This window comes from Pseudomonas fluvialis, assembly GCF_002234375.1.
GTDB lineage: Bacteria > Pseudomonadota > Gammaproteobacteria > Pseudomonadales > Pseudomonadaceae > Aquipseudomonas > Aquipseudomonas fluvialis.
On sequence record NZ_NMQV01000002.1, the window covers coordinates 180,412 to 196,549 of the forward strand.

Here is a 16,138-nt window from a genome sequence, read left to right on the forward strand (position 1 = left end):
GGCTCTGTGTATACTTGGGCCCATTTTACGCCTGTGGAACCCTCTGATGTTGGCCCAACTGATTGAATTTGCCACTAACCACTATGTACTGAGTGGATTGTTCGTCGCCCTGCTGGTGGCCTTGCTGGTCTCCGAACTGCGCAAGGGCGGCAAGGCCCTGAGCTGTCGTGAGCTGACCGCACTGGTCAATTCTGGCGAGGCGCTGGTAGTCGACGTCCGCGCGCAGAAGGAATTCAGCGCCGGGCATATCGTCGATGCCCTGCATATTCCGCACGACAAGTTCGCCGCACGTATGGCCGAGCTGGACAAGCACAAAGAGAAAACCTTGATTCTGGTCGATGCCCTTGGCCAGCATTCCGGTAGTCTCTGTGCCCAGCTGCAGAAGGCCGGCTTCAAGGCCGCCAAACTCTCCGGCGGTATTGCCAGCTGGCGCAACGACAACCTGCCATTGGTCAAGTGACATGCCCAAGGTTCTGATCTACACCACCGCGACCTGCCCCTATTGCCTGCGCGCCAAGCAACTGCTTGACGACAAGGGCGTTCGTTATGAAGAGCGGCGTGTCGATGGTGATCCCGCCCTGCGTGCGGAAATGGCGCGGCAGGCCGGGCGTACTTCGGTACCGCAGATCTGGATTGGCAGCACCCATGTGGGCGGCTGCGATGACCTGTATGCCCTGCAGCGCGCCGGCCGCCTTGATGCCCTGCTGGCCGATTAATACTTTCGAATCAACCATGCCAAGGATTTCTCATGTCTGAGCAGAACGGCGCCCAAGAAGCGCATAACCCGCAATTCTCCCTGCAGCGCATCTACGTCAAGGACCTGTCCTTCGAAGCGCCGAAGAGCCCGGAAATCTTCCGTCAGGATTGGGCGCCGAGCGTGCAGCTTGACCTCAATACCCGGCATAAGGAACTGGAGGCGGGCTTCCACGAAGTGGTGTTGAGTCTCTCGGTGACCGTCAAGACCGGTGAGGAAGTGGCGTTTATCGCGGAAGTACAGCAGGCCGGCATCTTCCTGATCCAGGGCCTCGACCCGGCCTCGATGAGCCATACGCTGGGCGCCTTCTGTCCCAACCTGCTGTTCCCCTATGCTCGCGAAGCCCTCGACAGCCTGGTCATCCGTGGCTCGTTCCCCGCGCTGATGCTGGCTCCGGTGAACTTCGATGCGCTGTATGCCCAGGAGCTGGCGCGCCAGCAGCAGGCCGGCGCACAGGCCTGATCAGCGCTGGGGAAAAACCCCGGCACTGCCCCTCGCAGGCCGGGGTTTTTTAATGCTTAGGCCTGGTAGCTAATGCGTCCGTCGAGCAGGGTGTAGCGCACCCGGCCCGGCAGGCAGTGACCAAGGAATGGGCAGTTCTGGCCCTTGGAAAACCATTGCTCACCAGCCAGGGTGCTGGCCTGCTCGGCAAACAGCAGGATATCTGCCGGAGCCCCTACGGCCAGACGGCCGGCGGGCAGGCGCAGGGCCTGGGCTGGGCCACAGGTGAGGCGGCTGAGCAGGCTGGGCAGGTCGAGCAGGCCGTCCTGCACCAGGGTCAGGGCCAGTGGCAGAAGCAGTTCGACACTGCTGATGCCTGGCTCGGTGGCGCCAAAGGGGGCCAGCTTGGCATCGTGTTCGTGCGGCTGGTGATGGCTGGCAATGCTGCCGATCACCCCCTGCCTGACCGCCTCGCGCAGGCCTTCGCGGTCACGCCGGCTGCGTAGCGGCGGCTGTACGTGGTACAGGCTGGAGAAGTCGGCTAGCGCTTCGTCGGTGAGAATCAGTTGGTACAGCGCCACGTCGGCGCTCACCGGCAGGCCACGAGCCTGGGCCTGGGCGATCATTTCCGCGCCACGTGCACTGCTGATGCAGCTGAAATGCGCGCGCACACCGCTCTGTTCGACCAGCAGCAACTGGCGGGCCAGGGCCACGGTTTCGGCGCTCTCCGGAATGCCCGGCAAGCCGAGGAAGCTGGCGGTGGCGCCTTCGTGGGCCAGGCCGCCTTCGGCCAGATCGTGATCCTGGGCGTGGAAAACCACGGTGAGGTCGAAGGTGGCTGCGTATTCCAGCGCGCGACGCAGGGTGCGACTGTTCTGGAAGCTGTACAGGCCGTCACCGAAGGCTACGCAGCCGGCATCGCGCAGCGCGACCAGTTCGGCCAGTTGCTCGCCGGCCAGGCCTTTGCTCAGGGCGCCAATGGGAAATACCTTGGCATGGCCGGCCTGCTGAGCGCGGTCGAGGATCAGCTCGGCCACGGCCGGGGTGTCCAGTACCGGACGGGTCTGCGGTGGGCAGCACAGGCTGGTTACCCCGCCTGCGGCAGCGGCCAGGGTTTCGCTGGCGATGCTGCCCTTGCGGCCATAGCCGGGCTCGCGCAGGGCTACGGACAGGTCGACCAGCCCGGGAGCGGCAATCAGTCCGCTGGCATCGATCAGTTGGCGGGGATTGAAGCCGAGCGGGGCCTGGCCGATGGCGACGACCTTGCCGCCATCGATGAACAAGTCGGCGTTCTGGTCAAGGCCGCTGGCCGGGTCGAGCAGGCGCGCTCCACTAATTTGCATCGACATCAGTTGTGCTCTCCGGCGTCCTGGTTGAGTTGGCGCTGGGCGGCCTGGCCGCTCATGCACATCGACAGTACCGCCATGCGCACGGCAATCCCGTAGGTCACCTGGTTGAGGATCACCGACTGCGGGCCATCGGCTACCGCCGACTCGATTTCCACGCCGCGGTTGATCGGCCCTGGGTGCATGACCAGGGCATCGGGCTTGGCCAGGGCCAGGCGCTGTTCGGTCAGGCCGTAGAGGCGGAAGAACTCGCCTTCGCTGGGCAACAGGCCGCCCTGCATGCGCTCCTTCTGCAGGCGCAGCATGATCACCACGTCGACATCGCGCAGGCCTTCGCTGAGGCTGGTGAATACACGCACGCCATACTGCTCGAGGCCGACCGGCAGCAGGGTTTGCGGGGCGATGACGCGGATGTCCGGGCAGCCCAGGGTGCGTAGGGCCAGCATGTTGGAGCGTGCCACGCGCGAGTGCAGGATATCGCCGACGATGGCGACCGAGAGGTTTTCGAAGCTGCCCTTGTGTCGGCGAATGGTCAGCATGTCGAGCATGCCCTGGGTGGGGTGGGCATGGCGGCCGTCGCCGGCATTGATGATGGCTACCTGCGGGCAGACGTGCTCGGCGATGAAGTGCGCGGCGCCGGAGTCGGCATGGCGTACCACGAACATGTCGGCGGCCATGGCCTCCAGGTTGCGCAGGGTGTCGAAGAGCGTTTCGCCCTTGCTGGTCGAGCTGGTCGACACATTAAGGCTGATCACGTCGGCGGACAGGCGCTGCGCGGCCAGTTCGAAGGTGGTGCGGGTGCGTGTGGAGTTCTCGAAGAACACGTTGCATACCGTCTTGCCACGCAGCAGTGGAACCTTCTTCACGGCGCGGGCGCCCACCTCAAGGAAGGAGTCAGCGGTATCCAGTAGTTCGGTGAGCAGCTCGCGCGGCAGGCCGTCGAGGCTGAGAAAGTGGCGCAGCTGGCCGTTTTCGTTGAGCTGCAGCGGGCGCTTGGCGTCAATCGGAGTCATTGCGGGAGTTCTCGGTCGGCGAGGGTTTGCAGCTCAAGGCTCAGGGGCGTGGGGCCGGACAATTTTACCCGTTGATTGGCCGCCAGGGACAGGCTGGCGCCGACCACGTCCGGGCGGATTGGCAGCTCATGGGCGTTGAGGTCGAGCAGGCAGACCAGGCTGACGCTGGCCGGGCGGCCGTAGTCGAACAGTTCGTTGAGGGCGGCGCGCACGGTGCGCCCGCTCATCAGTACGTCATCAATCAGTACCAGGTGCTGGCCCTCGATGTCGAAGGGCAGGGCCGAGGGGCGTACTTGCGGGTGCAGGCCGTGCTGGGTGAAGTCGTCGCGGTAGAACGATACGTCCAGCGTGCCCAGCGGCTGGCTGAGGCCTAGCTCGGCCAGCAGGGCCTGGGCGACCCAGACGCCGCCGGTATGGATGCCGATGAAGCGGGCCTGGTCGATGCCGCGTTGCTGCAGGTGCAGGCGCAGTGCCGCAGCCATCTGCGGCAGGAGCTGGCTGGGGTTGGGCAGGTGCATGGGCTCTCCTCTGGCGTCTAGGCGCCGTGCTGTTCAAGCCAGCCCTGCAAGAGCAGGGCGGCGGCAATCGCATCCACCGGGCGTTCGCGGTAACCGCCGCGTTGTCCCTGGGCCAGGCGCTGGCCCTTGGCTTCGTAGGTGGTCAGGCGCTCGTCGTGGGTGTGTACGGGCAGTTGATAGCGGCCGTGCAGGCGCCGGGCGAATTTTTCGGCGCGCTCGCTCATTTCGCTGGGCGAGCCGTCCATGTTCAGCGGCAGGCCGACGACCAGGGCGTCGGGCTGCCACTCCTTGAGCAGGGCTTCGATCTGCTGCCAGTCGGGTACGCCGTTTTGTGCCTTGAGCACGCAGAGTTCGCGAGCCTGGCCGGTAATCATCTGGCCGACGGCTACGCCAATTTGCCGGGTACCGTAGTCGAAACCGAGGAGCAGGCGCAGGTTGCTCATGCGTGTCCGGCCTGCGCGGTGAGCAGGCTGAGGTTGACGCCCAGGCGCGCGGCAGCGGCGTCCAGGCGCAAGTCGGCGGGCAGGTCGAAAAGAATATCCAGGCTGGCGGGGCAGGTCAGCCAGGCGTTATCGGCCAGCTCGGCTTCCAGCTGTCCGGCGTCCCAGCCGGCATAGCCGAGGGCGATCAGGTGTTGTGCCGGGCCCTGGCCGTCGGCAATCGACAGCAGAACATCCTGCGAGGTGCTCAGGGTGACGTCGCCCAGCACCACGCTGGCCTGGAATGAAGGGCCTGTCGGGTGCAGTACGAAACCCCGCTCGGTCTGCACCGGGCCGCCGCTGTATACCGGCATGCCATGGCAGCGTGCTGCGGGCGGGGTTTCCGGGCGCAGTTGTTCGAGGATGTCGGCCAGGCTGAGGCCACTGGGACGGTTGATGACCAGGCCCATGGCACCCTGCTCGCCGTGGTCGACCAGATAAGTGACGGTTTGCGCAAAATTGCCATCGGCCATATGCGGCATGGCAATCAGGAAGTGGTGCTTGAGGCAGATCGGTGCGCTGTTCATGGCGCTAGTGTGGCGGCGGCGCGGCCAAGCTTCAAGGGCTGCGGCTACTGGCTGGAGAGGCGGTCACCCCGCTCGAAGCGCCAGGTGCGGATGATTTCCAGGCGGTCGAATTCCGCCAGGTCACCACTGAACGGGGCGTAGGGTGCGGCCAGGCGTACGATGCGCATGGCGGCCTGGTCGAGCACACTATGCCCGGAGGACTCCAATACCTGTACTTCGTACAGGGTGCCGTCGCGATTGATGGTCACCAGCAGGCGCAGCGAGCCATAGATGCGCTGCCGGCGTGCTTCGTCGGGATAGTTGAGATTGCCGATGCGCTCGATCTTCTTGCGCCACTCTTCCTTGTACCAGGCGCCCTTGTCGCGCAGCGTGGACGCGGCATTCAGGCGATGGATCTTCGGGCGCTTGGCATACAGTTCGCGCTCCATGCTCAGTTGCGCCTCGAGGCTGGCAATTTCCATCGACAGCTGGCTGCTGTCGAAGATCGGTGCCGGCGGGCTGGGCGGTTGCGGTGGAGTCTTCTCGGGCTTGACCTGCACTTTCTGTACTTGCGGTGCCTGGGTAGCGAGTACCTGCTTGCGCGTTTCGACCTGCGGGCTGGGTGGCGGCGCGCTGGGGGGGGTGACCTTGCGGATTTCGCTGTCCTGCAGGGGCGCTTGCTCGGTGGTTTTCGGGGCGGCCTTGTGCTCCAGGCTGCCACTGCCTTCCTGATTGTGCTGAGCAATGAAGTCAGCATCCTTCGGCGCCTGTTCGCTCTGGAAGGTAGCCAGGGTGACTTCCAGGCTCTTGCTGATCTGGCTGGGCTTGGGCATTTCAAAGCCCACGCCGATGATCAGTGCCAAGTGCAGTACGGCGGCGATCAGCAGGGTAAAGCCCAGGCGGTCAGCTGGGCGGGCGCTGGAGGAGGGAGGCACGGAAGGGGTTGCTTTCATGGGTGTCGCAAGCCGGCAAGATGCCCGGCAGTCTGCCCAGCGTTGCGATAAAAGTCCATGAAGCAGGCCACGCTTGGCGGTTCTGCCTAACGTGTGGCGAGTTTTTCGGCAATCACTTGCATCAGGCGCTTGCCGATGCGCGTATCAAACGCGGCATCAATCTCGCGTATGCAGGTCGGGCTGGTGACGTTGATCTCGGTCAGGTGCTCGCCAATCACGTCGAGGCCGACAAACAGAAGGCCGCGGCGGCGCAGCTCAGGGCCGACTGCGGCGGCGATCTCGTGGTCGCGGGGGGTGAGTGGGCGCGCCTCGCCGCGGCCGCCAGCGGCCAGGTTGCCGCGGGTCTCGCCCTGTGCAGGGATGCGCGCCAGGCAATAGGGTACCGGCTCGCCATCGATCATCAGGATGCGCTTATCGCCATCGACAATCGCCGGCAGGTAACGCTGCGCCATGATCTGCTGGCTGCCGTGAGCCGTCAGGGTTTCCAGAATGACCGACAGATTGGGGTCTCCGGCGCGGTGGCGGAAGATCGACGCGCCGCCCATTCCGTCCAGGGGTTTGAGAATGATGTCACGCTGTGCCTCGGCGAATTGCCGCAAAATGTCCGGGCGACGGCTGACCAAAGTGTCAGGAGTGTAGGCGCTGAATGCCGTGGCAAAGAATTTCTCGTTGCAGTCACGCAGGCTCTGCGGGCGATTGACCACCAGGGTGCCGGCGCGTTCGGCCTGCTCCAGCAGGTAAGTCGAATAGATGAACTCGTTGTCGAACGGCGGATCCTTGCGCATCAGGATGACCTGTAGTTCGGCCAGTGGCTGGTCTAGTTCCTCGCCAAGGGTGAACCAGCCGTCGGCATTGTTGAACACCTGCAGTGGCTGCATGCGGGCGCGTGCCTCGCCAGCGAGCTGATAAAGGTCACGCTGCTCCATATAGAAAAGTTGCCAACCACGTGCCTGGGCGGCAAGAAGCATGGCCAGCGAGCTGTCCTTCTTGAAATTGATGCTGGCAATGGGGTCCATGATGATGCCGAGACGAACGGTCATGGGCGGTATTCTCCTGGCAGGCGGCGGGTGCCGCACGATAGCGGGGATGCTGGCCAGGGTTCAAGCTGAAACGCCGTCAGGCAGCCGGCACGGCTGGCGATAGGGCGGTTTGTGGAATGGTTCAGGAGACTGTGCTAAAAAGACCGCACGATTGGGTCGCAGCCCATCGGTGGCAGGGCCTTCAGCGCACTGATATAACGCATATAACGACTCACCGAGGCGGATGGTAGGGCGAACATGGAACAGCATTCCGAAGGCTTGAGGGTAATGGTGATCGACGATTCGAAGACGATTCGTCGGACGGCGGAAACACTGCTTAAGAAAGTCGGTTGTGACGTGGTCACGGCCGTCGATGGTTTCGATGCGTTGGCCAAGATCGCCGATACCCATCCCAGCATCATCTTTGTTGATATCATGATGCCGCGACTGGATGGCTATCAGACCTGTGCGCTGATCAAGAACAACAGTGCGTTCAAATCTACCCCGGTGATCATGCTGTCCTCCAAGGATGGTCTGTTCGACAAGGCCAAGGGGCGCATCGTTGGTTCCGACCAGTACCTGACCAAGCCCTTCAGCAAGGAAGAGCTGCTTGGCGCCATCAAGGCCCACGTCCCTGATTTCACTCCAGTGGAACAAGCTTCCTGAAGTCCGGCCGATCGGCCGGTGATGCCTTATTCGTATGGGAACAACCATGGCTCGTATTCTGATTGTTGATGATTCGCCCACCGAGATGTACAAGCTGACAGCCATGCTGGAAAAGCACGGCCATCAGGTATTGAAAGCTGAAAACGGCGCCGATGGTGTAGCCCTGGCTCGCCAGGAAAAGCCCGATGCGGTGTTGATGGATATCGTGATGCCGGGCTTGAACGGCTTCCAGGCCACCCGTCAACTGACCAAGGATGCGGAGACCAGTCACATTCCGGTGGTCATCGTTACGACCAAGGATCAGGAAACCGACAAGGTCTGGGGCAAGCGCCAGGGGGCGCGTGACTACCTGACCAAGCCGGTTGACGAGGCTACCCTGCTCAAGACGCTGAATGCGGTGCTGGCTGGCTAATAGCTGCCTTCCTGCTTCATTTTTCCAGAAGAACAAGAAGGCGCCAGCTTGCATGGCTGAACAAACCTCTCCATTCCAGCGTCTGCAACAGATCGATCAGTCGTGCCGTGCCCTGGCAGCCGGTCTTCCTGCCCAGCAGGAGGCGGTGCAGACCTGGAGCGGCATCGGTTTTCGCATGGGCGGTCGTCTGTTCGTCGCGCCCATGGGTGAAGTGGCCGAAGTGCTGCATGAGCCGCGCTTTACCTTGCTGCCTGGGGTCAAGAGCTGGGTGCGTGGCGTGGCCAACGTGCGTGGTCGCTTGCTGCCGGTAATGGATCTGTGCGGCTTCTTCGGTCATGAGTTGAGCAATCGGCGCAAGCAACGGCGTGTCCTGGTGGTCGATCACCAGGAAATTTTCGCCGGTCTGACCGTCGACGAAGTGTTCGGTATGCAGCACTTCCCGGTGGATGCCTTCAGCGAGCATTTGCCGCCGCTGGAAGCCAATATCCAGGCATTCATTCACGGTGTCTTTCAGCGCGAACAGCCGTGGCTGGTATTCAGCCCCTACGCGCTGGCACAGAATCAGGAATTTCTCGACGTTGCTGTATGACGACTGCCTGCTGGGCGGTGCGTCTTGGTTCGCGTGGAGCAAGGCAAGATCGGGTCGCAAGGCTCGCGTGGTACGGATGAGCCGGGTAACCGGCTTTTAAGCGTTACAGGAAACGATCGGTGGTAGGTCCAGGCGGGGGCCAGATAATGAAGAAAATCAACGCAGGCAATCTCCTTTCGGGTATTCGCAGCAGTGCGCTGATCACCGGACTCTTCGTGGTCCTGGTGGTCTCTATCGTGTTGCTGTTCGCGAACTTCGCATACCTCAACACCCAGTCGAACTACGACAAGGAATACATCAGCCATGCCGGCGAACTGCGCGTACTGTCGCAGCGTATCGCCAAGAACGCCACGGAAGCGGCGGCCGGCAAGAGCGAGGCCTTCCCGCTGCTCAAAGAGGCGCGTAACGACTTCGAGAAACGTTGGAATATTCTCCTGCGTGGTGATGAGGAAAGCGGCCTGCCGCCGGCGCCGGATGCCGTCCGCGAGCAAATGGGCCTGGTACAGAAGGACTGGGACAATCTGCGGCAGAGTGCTGACGCCATCCTGGCCAGTGAGCAGACCGTACTGTCGCTGCACCAGGTAGCCGCGACCCTGGCCGAGACCATTCCGCAGCTGCAGGTTGAGTATGACGAGGTGGTGACCACCCTGTTGGATAGTGCCTCGCCGGCCGATCAGGTAGCCGTGGCGCAGCGTCAGACCTTGCTGGCTGAACGTATTCTGGGTTCGGTGAACAAGGTGTTGGTGGGTGACGAAGACTCGGTACAGGCCGCTGATATGTTCGGTCGTGATGCCAGTCTGTTTGGTCGCGTACTGGCCGGCATGCTCGAAGGCAACGAGGCCATGCAGATCACCCAGGTGACGGATACCGATGCGGCGGAGCGCCTGGCGGAAATTTCCGAACTGTTCGAATTCGTTTCCGGTTCGGTAGACGAGATTCTCGAAACCTCGCCGGAACTGTTCCAGGTTCGTGAATCGGCGAACATCATCTTTACCGGTTCGCAGACCCTGCTTGACCAGGCGTCTTTGCTGGCCAGCGGCTTCGAAGAGCTGGCTACCGGGCGTCATTTCAATACCCTGGCCGGTTATGTGCTGGGCATTCTGGCATTGGCTTCGATCATTCTGATCGGTCTGGTCATGGTTCAGAGCACCCGCCAGCGCCTGGCCGAGACCGCCGAGAAGAACGAACGTAACCAGAACGCGATTCTCCGTCTGCTCGACGAGATCGCCGACCTGGCGGACGGTGACCTGACAGTGGCGGCGACGGTGACCGAAGACTTCACGGGTGCCATCGCTGACTCCATCAACTACTCCATTGACCAGCTGCGCGATCTGGTAGTGACCATTAACCAGACTGCTGTACAGGTGGCTGCCGCCGCCCAGGAAACCCAGGCCACGGCGATGCATCTGGCCGAGGCTTCCGAGCATCAGGCGCAGGAAATTGCCGGGGCTTCCGCGGCAATCAACGAAATGGCCGTGTCGATTGACCAGGTATCGGCCAACGCCGCCGAATCCACCGCGGTAGCGGAGCGTTCGGTAGCCATCGCCAACAAAGGTAACGAGGTGGTGCACAACACCATCACCGGCATGGATAACATCCGTGAGCAGATCCAGGATACCTCGAAGCGGATCAAGCGCCTCGGTGAGTCGTCCCAGGAGATCGGTGACATCGTTAGCCTGATTAACGACATTGCCGACCAAACCAACATCCTCGCACTGAATGCGGCGATCCAGGCCTCCATGGCCGGTGATGCGGGTCGTGGCTTCGCCGTGGTAGCGGATGAAGTACAGCGCCTCGCAGAGCGTTCCTCGGCGGCGACCAAGCAGATCGAGGCACTGGTTAAGACCATTCAGACCGATACCAACGAAGCGGTTATCTCCATGGAACAGACCACCTCCGAGGTGGTACGTGGTGCCCGTCTGGCGCAAGACGCCGGGGTGGCCCTGGAAGAGATCGAGAAGGTATCCAAGACCCTCGCGGCGTTGATTCAGAACATCTCCAACGCTGCACGCCAGCAGGCCTCTTCGGCGGGTCACATCTCCAACACCATGAACGTGATCCAGGAGATTACCTCGCAGACCTCCGCGGGTACCACGGCGACGGCGCGCAGCATTGGTAACCTGGCCAAGATGGCCAGTGAGATGCGCAAGTCGGTATCCGGCTTTACTCTGCCGGACTCGGCGGAAAAGGCCTAAGCAACTGAGGCGCGGCGCCTGCTGGGCGCCGCATGGACCGCCAGGTGGCAGCCATGAGCGAAGGGCAGAGCATGCAGGCAGAGGGCGTGTGGACCTTGCAACCGCTGGTCGAGCTGTCTGCGCAGGACTTTCGTGACTGGTGTCGGGTGCTGGAAGAGCGTACCGGCCTGGTGATCAACGAACAGCGACGGTCCTTCCTGCAGGCCAATCTGGGCATGCGCATGCGTGAGCTGGGCATGACCGACTATGCCAGCTACCTGCGCCAGGTTCTCGATGGGCCGCGTGGTGCGGTCGAGTGGTCGTTGCTGATGGATCGGCTGACCATCCAGGAAACCCGTTTCTTTCGTCACCCTCCGTCCTTTGCTCTGCTCCAGCGCTATCTGCAGGAGCGCGTGCAGGCCGGTCTACAGCGTCCGCTGGCGTTGTGGAGTCTGGGTTGCTCGACCGGTGAAGAAGCCTATTCGCTGGCGGTGGTCGCGGCTGAGGTGCTGCGTGATACGCAGACCGCGGATGCGTTTGGCGTCACGGCCACCGATATCAGCCTGAATGCGCTGAACAAGGCGCGTAGTGCCGAATACCCGGCACGTCGCCTGGAACAGCTGGAACCGCAATGGCTGGAGCGTTATTTCCAGGCGTTGCCCGATGGACGCTACAAGGTATTGCCGCAACTGGTCGCGCGAGTCTGTTGTGCGCGGCTGAATGTGCTGGAGTTGGCCAAGGCGCCGATGACCGGCATGGACGTCATTTTTTGCCAAAACCTGTTGATCTACTTTCGTCGCTGGCGTCGCCGCGAAATCCTCAACCGCCTGGCCGAGCGCCTGGTGCCTGGGGGCTTGCTGGTGATTGGCGTGGGCGAGATGAGCGACTGGCAGCATCCGGATCTGCAACCGGTGGCTGACGAACAGGTGTTGGCGTTTACCCGGAAGGGGTAATTCAGGCTTATGAGCAGTGGAGTCGCTATGGGTGATCGGCACGATTATGTCGCCCTGGAATGGGTCAAGGGCGAGATCGCGGAAACCCTGAAACAGGCCCGCCAGGCGCTGGAAGCGTTTGTCGAGAATCCGCAGGACACGACGCGCCTGCGCTTCTGCCTGACGTATGTGCATCAGGTGCACGGCACCCTGCAGATGGTCGAGTTTTTCGGTGCAGCCCTGCTGGCCGAGGAAATGGAGCAGCTTGCCCTGGCGCTGGCCGAAGGACGGGTCAGCAATCAGGCTGAAGCACTTGAAGTGATGATGCAGGCCATCCTGCAGTTGCCCAACTACCTCGATCGTATCCAGACCGCCCGCCGCGACCTGCCGTTGGTGCTGCTGCCGTTGCTGAACGACCTGCGTGCGGCGCGCGGCGAGAAGCTGCTCTCCGAAACCAGCCTGTTCAGCCCTGAACTGGGGGCGGGCCAGGCATTGCTGCCTGCCGAGCAGCTAGCTAGGCGGCAAACAGCCGAGCTGCCGCAATTGTTGCGCAAGTTGCGGCAGATGCAGCAGCAGGCGCTGGTGGGGGTGATTCGTAATCAGGAGTTACCGACCAACCTGGGCTATATGGCGAGGGTCTTTGCCCGCCTGGAAAGCCTTAGCCAGGATGCCCCGCTGCAAGAACTCTGGCAGATTGCTTCCGGCCTGATCGAAGGCCTGGCCAACGGCAGCGTCAGCCACGGTGCTTCGGTCCGGACCCTGTTGCGGCAGATCGACAAGGAGCTCAAGCGCCTGGTCGAGCAGGGTGTACCTGGACTCAACCAGCCGGCTCCCGGCGAGCTGGTGAAAAACCTGCTGTTCTATATCGCCAAGTCCACTGCCAGCTCGCCACGCATTGTCGCGCTGAAGAATCGCTACCGTCTTGACGAGGCCTTGCCGGGCAACGACCTGGTTGACGAAGAGCGTGCCCGCCTGGCAGGCCCTGACCGTGATGCCATGCGCTCGGTGGTCACCGCACTGTGCGAGGAGCTGGTGCGCGTCAAAGACAGCCTCGACCTGTTCGTGCGCAGTGATCGCAAGAATCTGGCCGATCTCGACGCCCTGTATGCGCCCCTCAAGCAGATTGCCGATACCCTGGCGGTATTGGGCTTTGGCCAGCCGCGCAAAGTCATCGTTGATCAGCTGGATGTGGTTCGCGCGCTGGCCAGCGGCCAGCGTGAGCCGAGCGACGCGCTGCTGATGGATGTGGCCGGCGCCCTGCTGTATGTCGAAGCCACCCTGGCAGGCATGGCTGGCCCGGTGGAAGGCGCACGCGACGAACAGAGCCAGCTGCCGACCACCGATGTCGGACAGATTCATCAGGTGGTGATCAAGGAAGCGCGCAATGGCCTGGAGCAGGCCAAGGACGCCATCATCGAGTTCATTGCCTCGCAGTGGAACCACGAACACCTGGCGCGTGCACCGCAGCTGCTGACCCAGGTACGGGGTGGCTTGGCGATGATTCCCCTGCCGCGTGCCGCTGCTCTGCTGGAGGCCGCACGTGCCTACATCGACGAACAGCTGCTGGCCCGCAAGGCCGTACCCAACTGGCAGCATCTGGATACCCTGGCAGACGCCATCACCAGTGTCGAGTACTACCTGGAGCGCCTGGCCGAAGATCATGCCAGCCAGGGCGATCTGATTCTCGATGTGGCAGAGGAGAGTCTCGATAGTCTCGGCTACCCGATCAAGCCGCAGCGCTCGATCCTCGACTGGGACAGTGCCGAGGCCACGGACGCAACCCCGGAACCCCTGGCTGACCCGCTTGACGAAATCGAAGTGCTGGACGCGCAGGCCGACGAGCCCCTGCCCACGCATGGGTCGACCTGGGCGAGCGAGTTGGAACAGCCTGATCACCAGCCTGACGCGCCATTGGCGAGCCCGCCCGAGCAAGCGGTTGCCGAGCAGCCGGCCGAACCGGCGGAGCATTGGGACAACGCATGGTCGAACACCCCGTCGCATACTGAGCCTGTGCTTGAGCCTCTGGATGCTTGGCAGCAAGACGTGGTCGAGCTGCCGACGAATGCTGTGACACTACTGGCCGAAGAACAGACCGAGCCCTTGGCCTGGGATGAGGCCAGCATCGCCGAATTGCAGTTGCCGGAAGTCGAGCTGCCCGCTCTGCCCGAGACACCCGCCGTCGAGCCGTCTTGTGCGGCGAGCGAGTTGTCGATCGCCGATGTGATGGCTGCGCCGGTTCAGGCGATCAATCCACCGGCCCAGGATGTGCCTCCCAGCCTGCTGCCGCCGCCCGCTGATGAAGAGCCGGTGGACGAGGAGTTGCTGGAAGTCTTCATCGAGGAAGCTGCCGAGGTATTGGAGACCATCCATACCTACTTGCCGCAATGGCGTGCCAATACCGATGATCGCGAAGCGCTGACCGAGCTGCGTCGCGCGTTCCACACCCTCAAGGGCAGCGGGCGCATGGTGCGTGCGCTGATCATTGGCGAGCTCTCCTGGGCGATCGAGAACATGCTCAATCGTGTTCTCGACCGCAGCATTCAGGCCGAACCGGCGGTACAGCAGGTGGTCGCGGATGTAGTGGCTCTGCTCCCGGCACTGGCCGATGAATTTGCCGCCAAGGCACAACGCCAGCGTGATGATGTCGACCTCCTGGCAGCTACCGCCCATGCGCTGGCGCGTGGCGAAACACCACCGCAGGGGCCTGTGCCGGATCAGGCTGACGAGCAAGACGCTGTGCTTGTGGGCGGCTTGCCTGAGGTTGCCGCTGACAACACGGCGCAGAGCGATACGCAGAGCGCCGCTGAAGCAGAACTGGACCCGTTGCTGCTGGATATTTTCCGCAATGAGGCGCTCACCCATCTGGAAACCCTGGTGGCTTTCCTGGCCGATTGTGCCCAGGAACTGCCGCAGCCGGTTACCGATGACCTGCAGCGCGCCCTGCATACGCTCAAGGGCAGTGCCTTCATGGCCGGCATCCTGCCGATTGCCGAGATTGCCGCCCCGTTGGAGAAGATGGTCAAGGAGTTCAAGGCCAACCTGATTCAGCTGGACATGAGCGAAGCTGAATTGCTGCATGCCGCCGAGCAGCTGATGCAGGCCGGCCTGGAGCAGTTGGACAGTCACCCGCTGGCAGCCCTGCCAGGCAGTGCCGAGTTGCTGGAGCGCATCGCCCGCCTGCACCAGGAGCGCCTGGCTCAGGCCAGCAGTGCCCGCGACGGTGTGGCCAGCGAAGAACAGCGCGATCCGCAGATGATTGCCATCTTCCTCGCCGAGGGCATGGATATCCTGCTGGACGCCGAGGATCTGCTGCGTCGCTGGCGCGAGCATCCCAGCGAGCGTCAGGAACTGGGTGACCTGCAAGCCGAACTGCAAACGCTGGAGCGCGGTGCCGAGCTGGCCGAGTTGACCCCCATCCAGCAACTCAGCCATGCCTTGCTGGAACTGTACGCGGCTGTGGAAGACGGTCGTCTGGCGGTCAGCGAGCGCTTCTTTGCCGAGGCCGAACACGCCCATGAAGCGTTGATCGGCATGATGGATCAGGTGGCGGCCGGCCTGCAGGTGACCGAGCAGCCAGAGGTGCTGGCAGCACTGGCCGACCTGTTGGCCAGCGCGTTTGACCCGGCCACCCTGGCGCAACTGGCCGAGGCCAGCCAGGGCATGCAGGTTGAGGAAGTGCTGGTCGATGCCGAACCGGAGTCAGTCGCCGAGCCTACGTTTGACGAGGCGCCCCCCGCCGTTGTGACCCCCGCCGAGCAGCCTGCGGTTGCGGCGTATGGTCTGGACGAGCTGGACGCGGAAATGGTCGAGATCTTCCTCGAGGAAGCGGTCGATATTCTCGATAGTGCTGCCGCCGCGTTGGAGCGCTGGCTGGGCGAGCCGAGCAATGCCACCCCGCTGTCAGCCCTGCAGCGTGACCTGCACACCCTCAAGGGGGGGGCGCGTATGGCCGAGATTCGCCCGATTGGCGATCTGGCCCATGAGCTGGAAACGCTTTACGAAGGCTTGGTCGACCGTCGCTACAGCCACTGCGATGCCCTGGCGGATTTGCTGCAACGCTGTCATGACAAGCTGGCCAGCCAGCTGGAGCAGTTGCAGGGCGGCCAGGCGATTGCTCAGGCCGATGATTTACTGGCGGCCATCCAGGCCTATCGCCAGGCCGGTGCCGCGGGCTTGCCCGGCGCGCTGCCTAGCGCCACCCTGAGCGCCGAAGCCGAAGCCGAAGCCGAAGCCGAAGCCGAAGCCGAAGCCGAAGCCGAAGCCGAAGCCGAAGCCGAAGCCGAAGCCGAAGCCGAAGCTTCCCTGCCCCTTGCCGTCGAGGCTCCGGCTGAGGGCA

At 63.0% G+C, this 16,138-nt stretch carries 16 protein-coding genes; 9 read left to right on the top strand and 7 right to left on the bottom strand.

The window, feature by feature from the left end:
- The first annotated feature begins 46 nt into the window (after positions 1 to 46).
- Genes CFY91_RS01520 through secB form a run of 3 tightly spaced genes read left to right on the top strand, consistent with a single transcriptional unit; the run spans position 47 to position 1,216 of the window.
- Positions 47 to 460 (top strand): rhodanese-like domain-containing protein, encoded by a 414-nt coding sequence (locus tag CFY91_RS01520; RefSeq protein WP_093984562.1) that lies wholly within the window; start codon positions 47 to 49, stop codon positions 458 to 460.
- Position 461: 1 nt separating this feature from the next.
- The gene (grxC, locus tag CFY91_RS01525) at positions 462 to 716 is read left to right on the top strand and encodes a glutaredoxin 3 (protein WP_093984563.1); all 255 of its coding nucleotides are present in this window, start codon (positions 462 to 464) and stop codon (positions 714 to 716) included.
- 32 nt (positions 717 to 748) lie between these two features.
- Positions 749 to 1,216 carry a protein-export chaperone SecB gene (gene secB, locus CFY91_RS01530; RefSeq protein ID WP_093984564.1) on the top strand — a complete coding sequence of 156 codons (468 nt, stop codon included), beginning with the start codon at positions 749 to 751 and terminating at the stop codon, positions 1,214 to 1,216.
- Positions 1,217 to 1,272: 56 nt separating this feature from the next.
- Here the strand turns inward: secB and CFY91_RS01535 are convergent, their stop codons facing one another.
- The 7 genes from CFY91_RS01535 to gshB all read right to left on the bottom strand — a co-directional run bounded on the left by CFY91_RS01535 (position 1,273) and on the right by gshB (position 7,050).
- Positions 1,273 to 2,544, bottom strand: a complete 1,272-nt coding sequence (locus CFY91_RS01535; protein ID WP_093984565.1) for a dihydroorotase — start codon at positions 2,542 to 2,544, stop codon at positions 1,273 to 1,275.
- Positions 2,544 to 3,554 carry an aspartate carbamoyltransferase catalytic subunit gene (locus tag CFY91_RS01540; protein ID WP_093984566.1) on the bottom strand — a complete coding sequence of 337 codons (1,011 nt, stop codon included), beginning with the start codon at positions 3,552 to 3,554 and terminating at the stop codon, positions 2,544 to 2,546. Before CFY91_RS01540 ends, CFY91_RS01535 begins: the two co-directional genes overlap by 1 nt.
- Positions 3,551 to 4,072 carry a bifunctional pyr operon transcriptional regulator/uracil phosphoribosyltransferase PyrR gene (pyrR, locus tag CFY91_RS01545; protein ID WP_093984567.1) on the bottom strand — a complete coding sequence of 174 codons (522 nt, stop codon included), beginning with the start codon at positions 4,070 to 4,072 and terminating at the stop codon, positions 3,551 to 3,553. The genes CFY91_RS01540 and pyrR overlap by 4 nt, the downstream gene beginning before the upstream one ends.
- A 17-nt stretch (positions 4,073 to 4,089) precedes the next feature.
- On the bottom strand, positions 4,090 to 4,515 hold the full coding sequence (gene ruvX / locus CFY91_RS01550; RefSeq protein ID WP_093984568.1) for a Holliday junction resolvase RuvX: 426 nt from the start codon (positions 4,513 to 4,515) through the stop codon (positions 4,090 to 4,092).
- Entirely contained in the window at positions 4,512 to 5,078 is a 567-nt protein-coding gene (locus CFY91_RS01555; RefSeq protein WP_093984569.1) for a YqgE/AlgH family protein, read from the bottom strand. Before CFY91_RS01555 ends, ruvX begins: the two co-directional genes overlap by 4 nt.
- 44 nt (positions 5,079 to 5,122) lie before the next feature.
- Positions 5,123 to 6,010: an energy transducer TonB gene (locus tag CFY91_RS01560; RefSeq protein WP_093984570.1), complete on the bottom strand. Its 888-nt coding sequence runs from the start codon at positions 6,008 to 6,010 to the stop codon at positions 5,123 to 5,125.
- 86 nt (positions 6,011 to 6,096) lie between these two features.
- Complete coding sequence (gene gshB, locus CFY91_RS01565) at positions 6,097 to 7,050, bottom strand: glutathione synthase (RefSeq protein ID WP_093984571.1); 954 nt, start codon at positions 7,048 to 7,050, stop codon at positions 6,097 to 6,099.
- Positions 7,051 to 7,287: 237 nt separating this feature from the next.
- Between gshB and pilG the strand changes: the two genes are divergently transcribed.
- The 6 genes from pilG to CFY91_RS01595 form a co-directional block, all read left to right on the top strand.
- Complete coding sequence (gene pilG, locus CFY91_RS01570; protein ID WP_093984572.1) at positions 7,288 to 7,695, top strand: twitching motility response regulator PilG; 408 nt, start codon at positions 7,288 to 7,290, stop codon at positions 7,693 to 7,695.
- A 46-nt stretch (positions 7,696 to 7,741) separates the two neighbouring features.
- On the top strand, positions 7,742 to 8,107 hold the full coding sequence (gene pilH / locus CFY91_RS01575; protein WP_093984573.1) for a twitching motility response regulator PilH: 366 nt from the start codon (positions 7,742 to 7,744) through the stop codon (positions 8,105 to 8,107).
- 52 nt (positions 8,108 to 8,159) lie between these two features.
- Positions 8,160 to 8,696 carry a chemotaxis protein CheW gene (locus tag CFY91_RS01580; protein ID WP_093984574.1) on the top strand — a complete coding sequence of 179 codons (537 nt, stop codon included), beginning with the start codon at positions 8,160 to 8,162 and terminating at the stop codon, positions 8,694 to 8,696.
- Between the two features lie 146 nt (positions 8,697 to 8,842).
- Positions 8,843 to 10,891, top strand: coding sequence for a methyl-accepting chemotaxis protein (locus CFY91_RS01585; protein ID WP_093984575.1), 2,049 nt, complete (start codon positions 8,843 to 8,845; stop codon positions 10,889 to 10,891).
- 71 nt (positions 10,892 to 10,962) lie between these two features.
- Positions 10,963 to 11,823, top strand: coding sequence for a protein-glutamate O-methyltransferase (locus CFY91_RS01590; protein ID WP_093984592.1), 861 nt, complete (start codon positions 10,963 to 10,965; stop codon positions 11,821 to 11,823).
- Positions 11,824 to 11,850: 27 nt separating this feature from the next.
- Positions 11,851 to 16,138, top strand: a 4,288-nt coding sequence (locus CFY91_RS01595) for an Hpt domain-containing protein (RefSeq protein ID WP_207759379.1), incomplete at its 3' end; no start/stop codon positions are given.

What these genes read in the sequence shown, in the direction of transcription:
- CFY91_RS01590 (WP_093984592.1), top strand. Translation starts at nt 10,963, where the DNA reads ATGCAGGCAGAGGGCGTGTGGACCTTGCAACCGCTGGTCGAGCTGTCT.
- pyrR (WP_093984567.1), bottom strand. Translation starts at nt 4,072, where the DNA reads ATGCACCTGCCCAACCCCAGCCAGCTCCTGCCGCAGATGGCTGCGGCA.
- CFY91_RS01555 (WP_093984569.1), bottom strand. Translation starts at nt 5,078, where the DNA reads ATGAACAGCGCACCGATCTGCCTCAAGCACCACTTCCTGATTGCCATG.
- CFY91_RS01535 (WP_093984565.1), bottom strand. Translation starts at nt 2,544, where the DNA reads ATGTCGATGCAAATTAGTGGAGCGCGCCTGCTCGACCCGGCCAGCGGC.
- pilG (WP_093984572.1), top strand. Translation starts at nt 7,288, where the DNA reads ATGGAACAGCATTCCGAAGGCTTGAGGGTAATGGTGATCGACGATTCG.
- CFY91_RS01520 (WP_093984562.1), top strand. Translation starts at nt 47, where the DNA reads ATGTTGGCCCAACTGATTGAATTTGCCACTAACCACTATGTACTGAGT.
- grxC (WP_093984563.1), top strand. Translation starts at nt 462, where the DNA reads ATGCCCAAGGTTCTGATCTACACCACCGCGACCTGCCCCTATTGCCTG.
- secB (WP_093984564.1), top strand. Translation starts at nt 749, where the DNA reads ATGTCTGAGCAGAACGGCGCCCAAGAAGCGCATAACCCGCAATTCTCC.
- CFY91_RS01560 (WP_093984570.1), bottom strand. Translation starts at nt 6,010, where the DNA reads ATGAAAGCAACCCCTTCCGTGCCTCCCTCCTCCAGCGCCCGCCCAGCT.
- CFY91_RS01540 (WP_093984566.1), bottom strand. Translation starts at nt 3,554, where the DNA reads ATGACTCCGATTGACGCCAAGCGCCCGCTGCAGCTCAACGAAAACGGC.
- gshB (WP_093984571.1), bottom strand. Translation starts at nt 7,050, where the DNA reads ATGACCGTTCGTCTCGGCATCATCATGGACCCCATTGCCAGCATCAAT.
- CFY91_RS01585 (WP_093984575.1), top strand. Translation starts at nt 8,843, where the DNA reads ATGAAGAAAATCAACGCAGGCAATCTCCTTTCGGGTATTCGCAGCAGT.
- CFY91_RS01580 (WP_093984574.1), top strand. Translation starts at nt 8,160, where the DNA reads ATGGCTGAACAAACCTCTCCATTCCAGCGTCTGCAACAGATCGATCAG.
- pilH (WP_093984573.1), top strand. Translation starts at nt 7,742, where the DNA reads ATGGCTCGTATTCTGATTGTTGATGATTCGCCCACCGAGATGTACAAG.
- ruvX (WP_093984568.1), bottom strand. Translation starts at nt 4,515, where the DNA reads ATGAGCAACCTGCGCCTGCTCCTCGGTTTCGACTACGGTACCCGGCAA.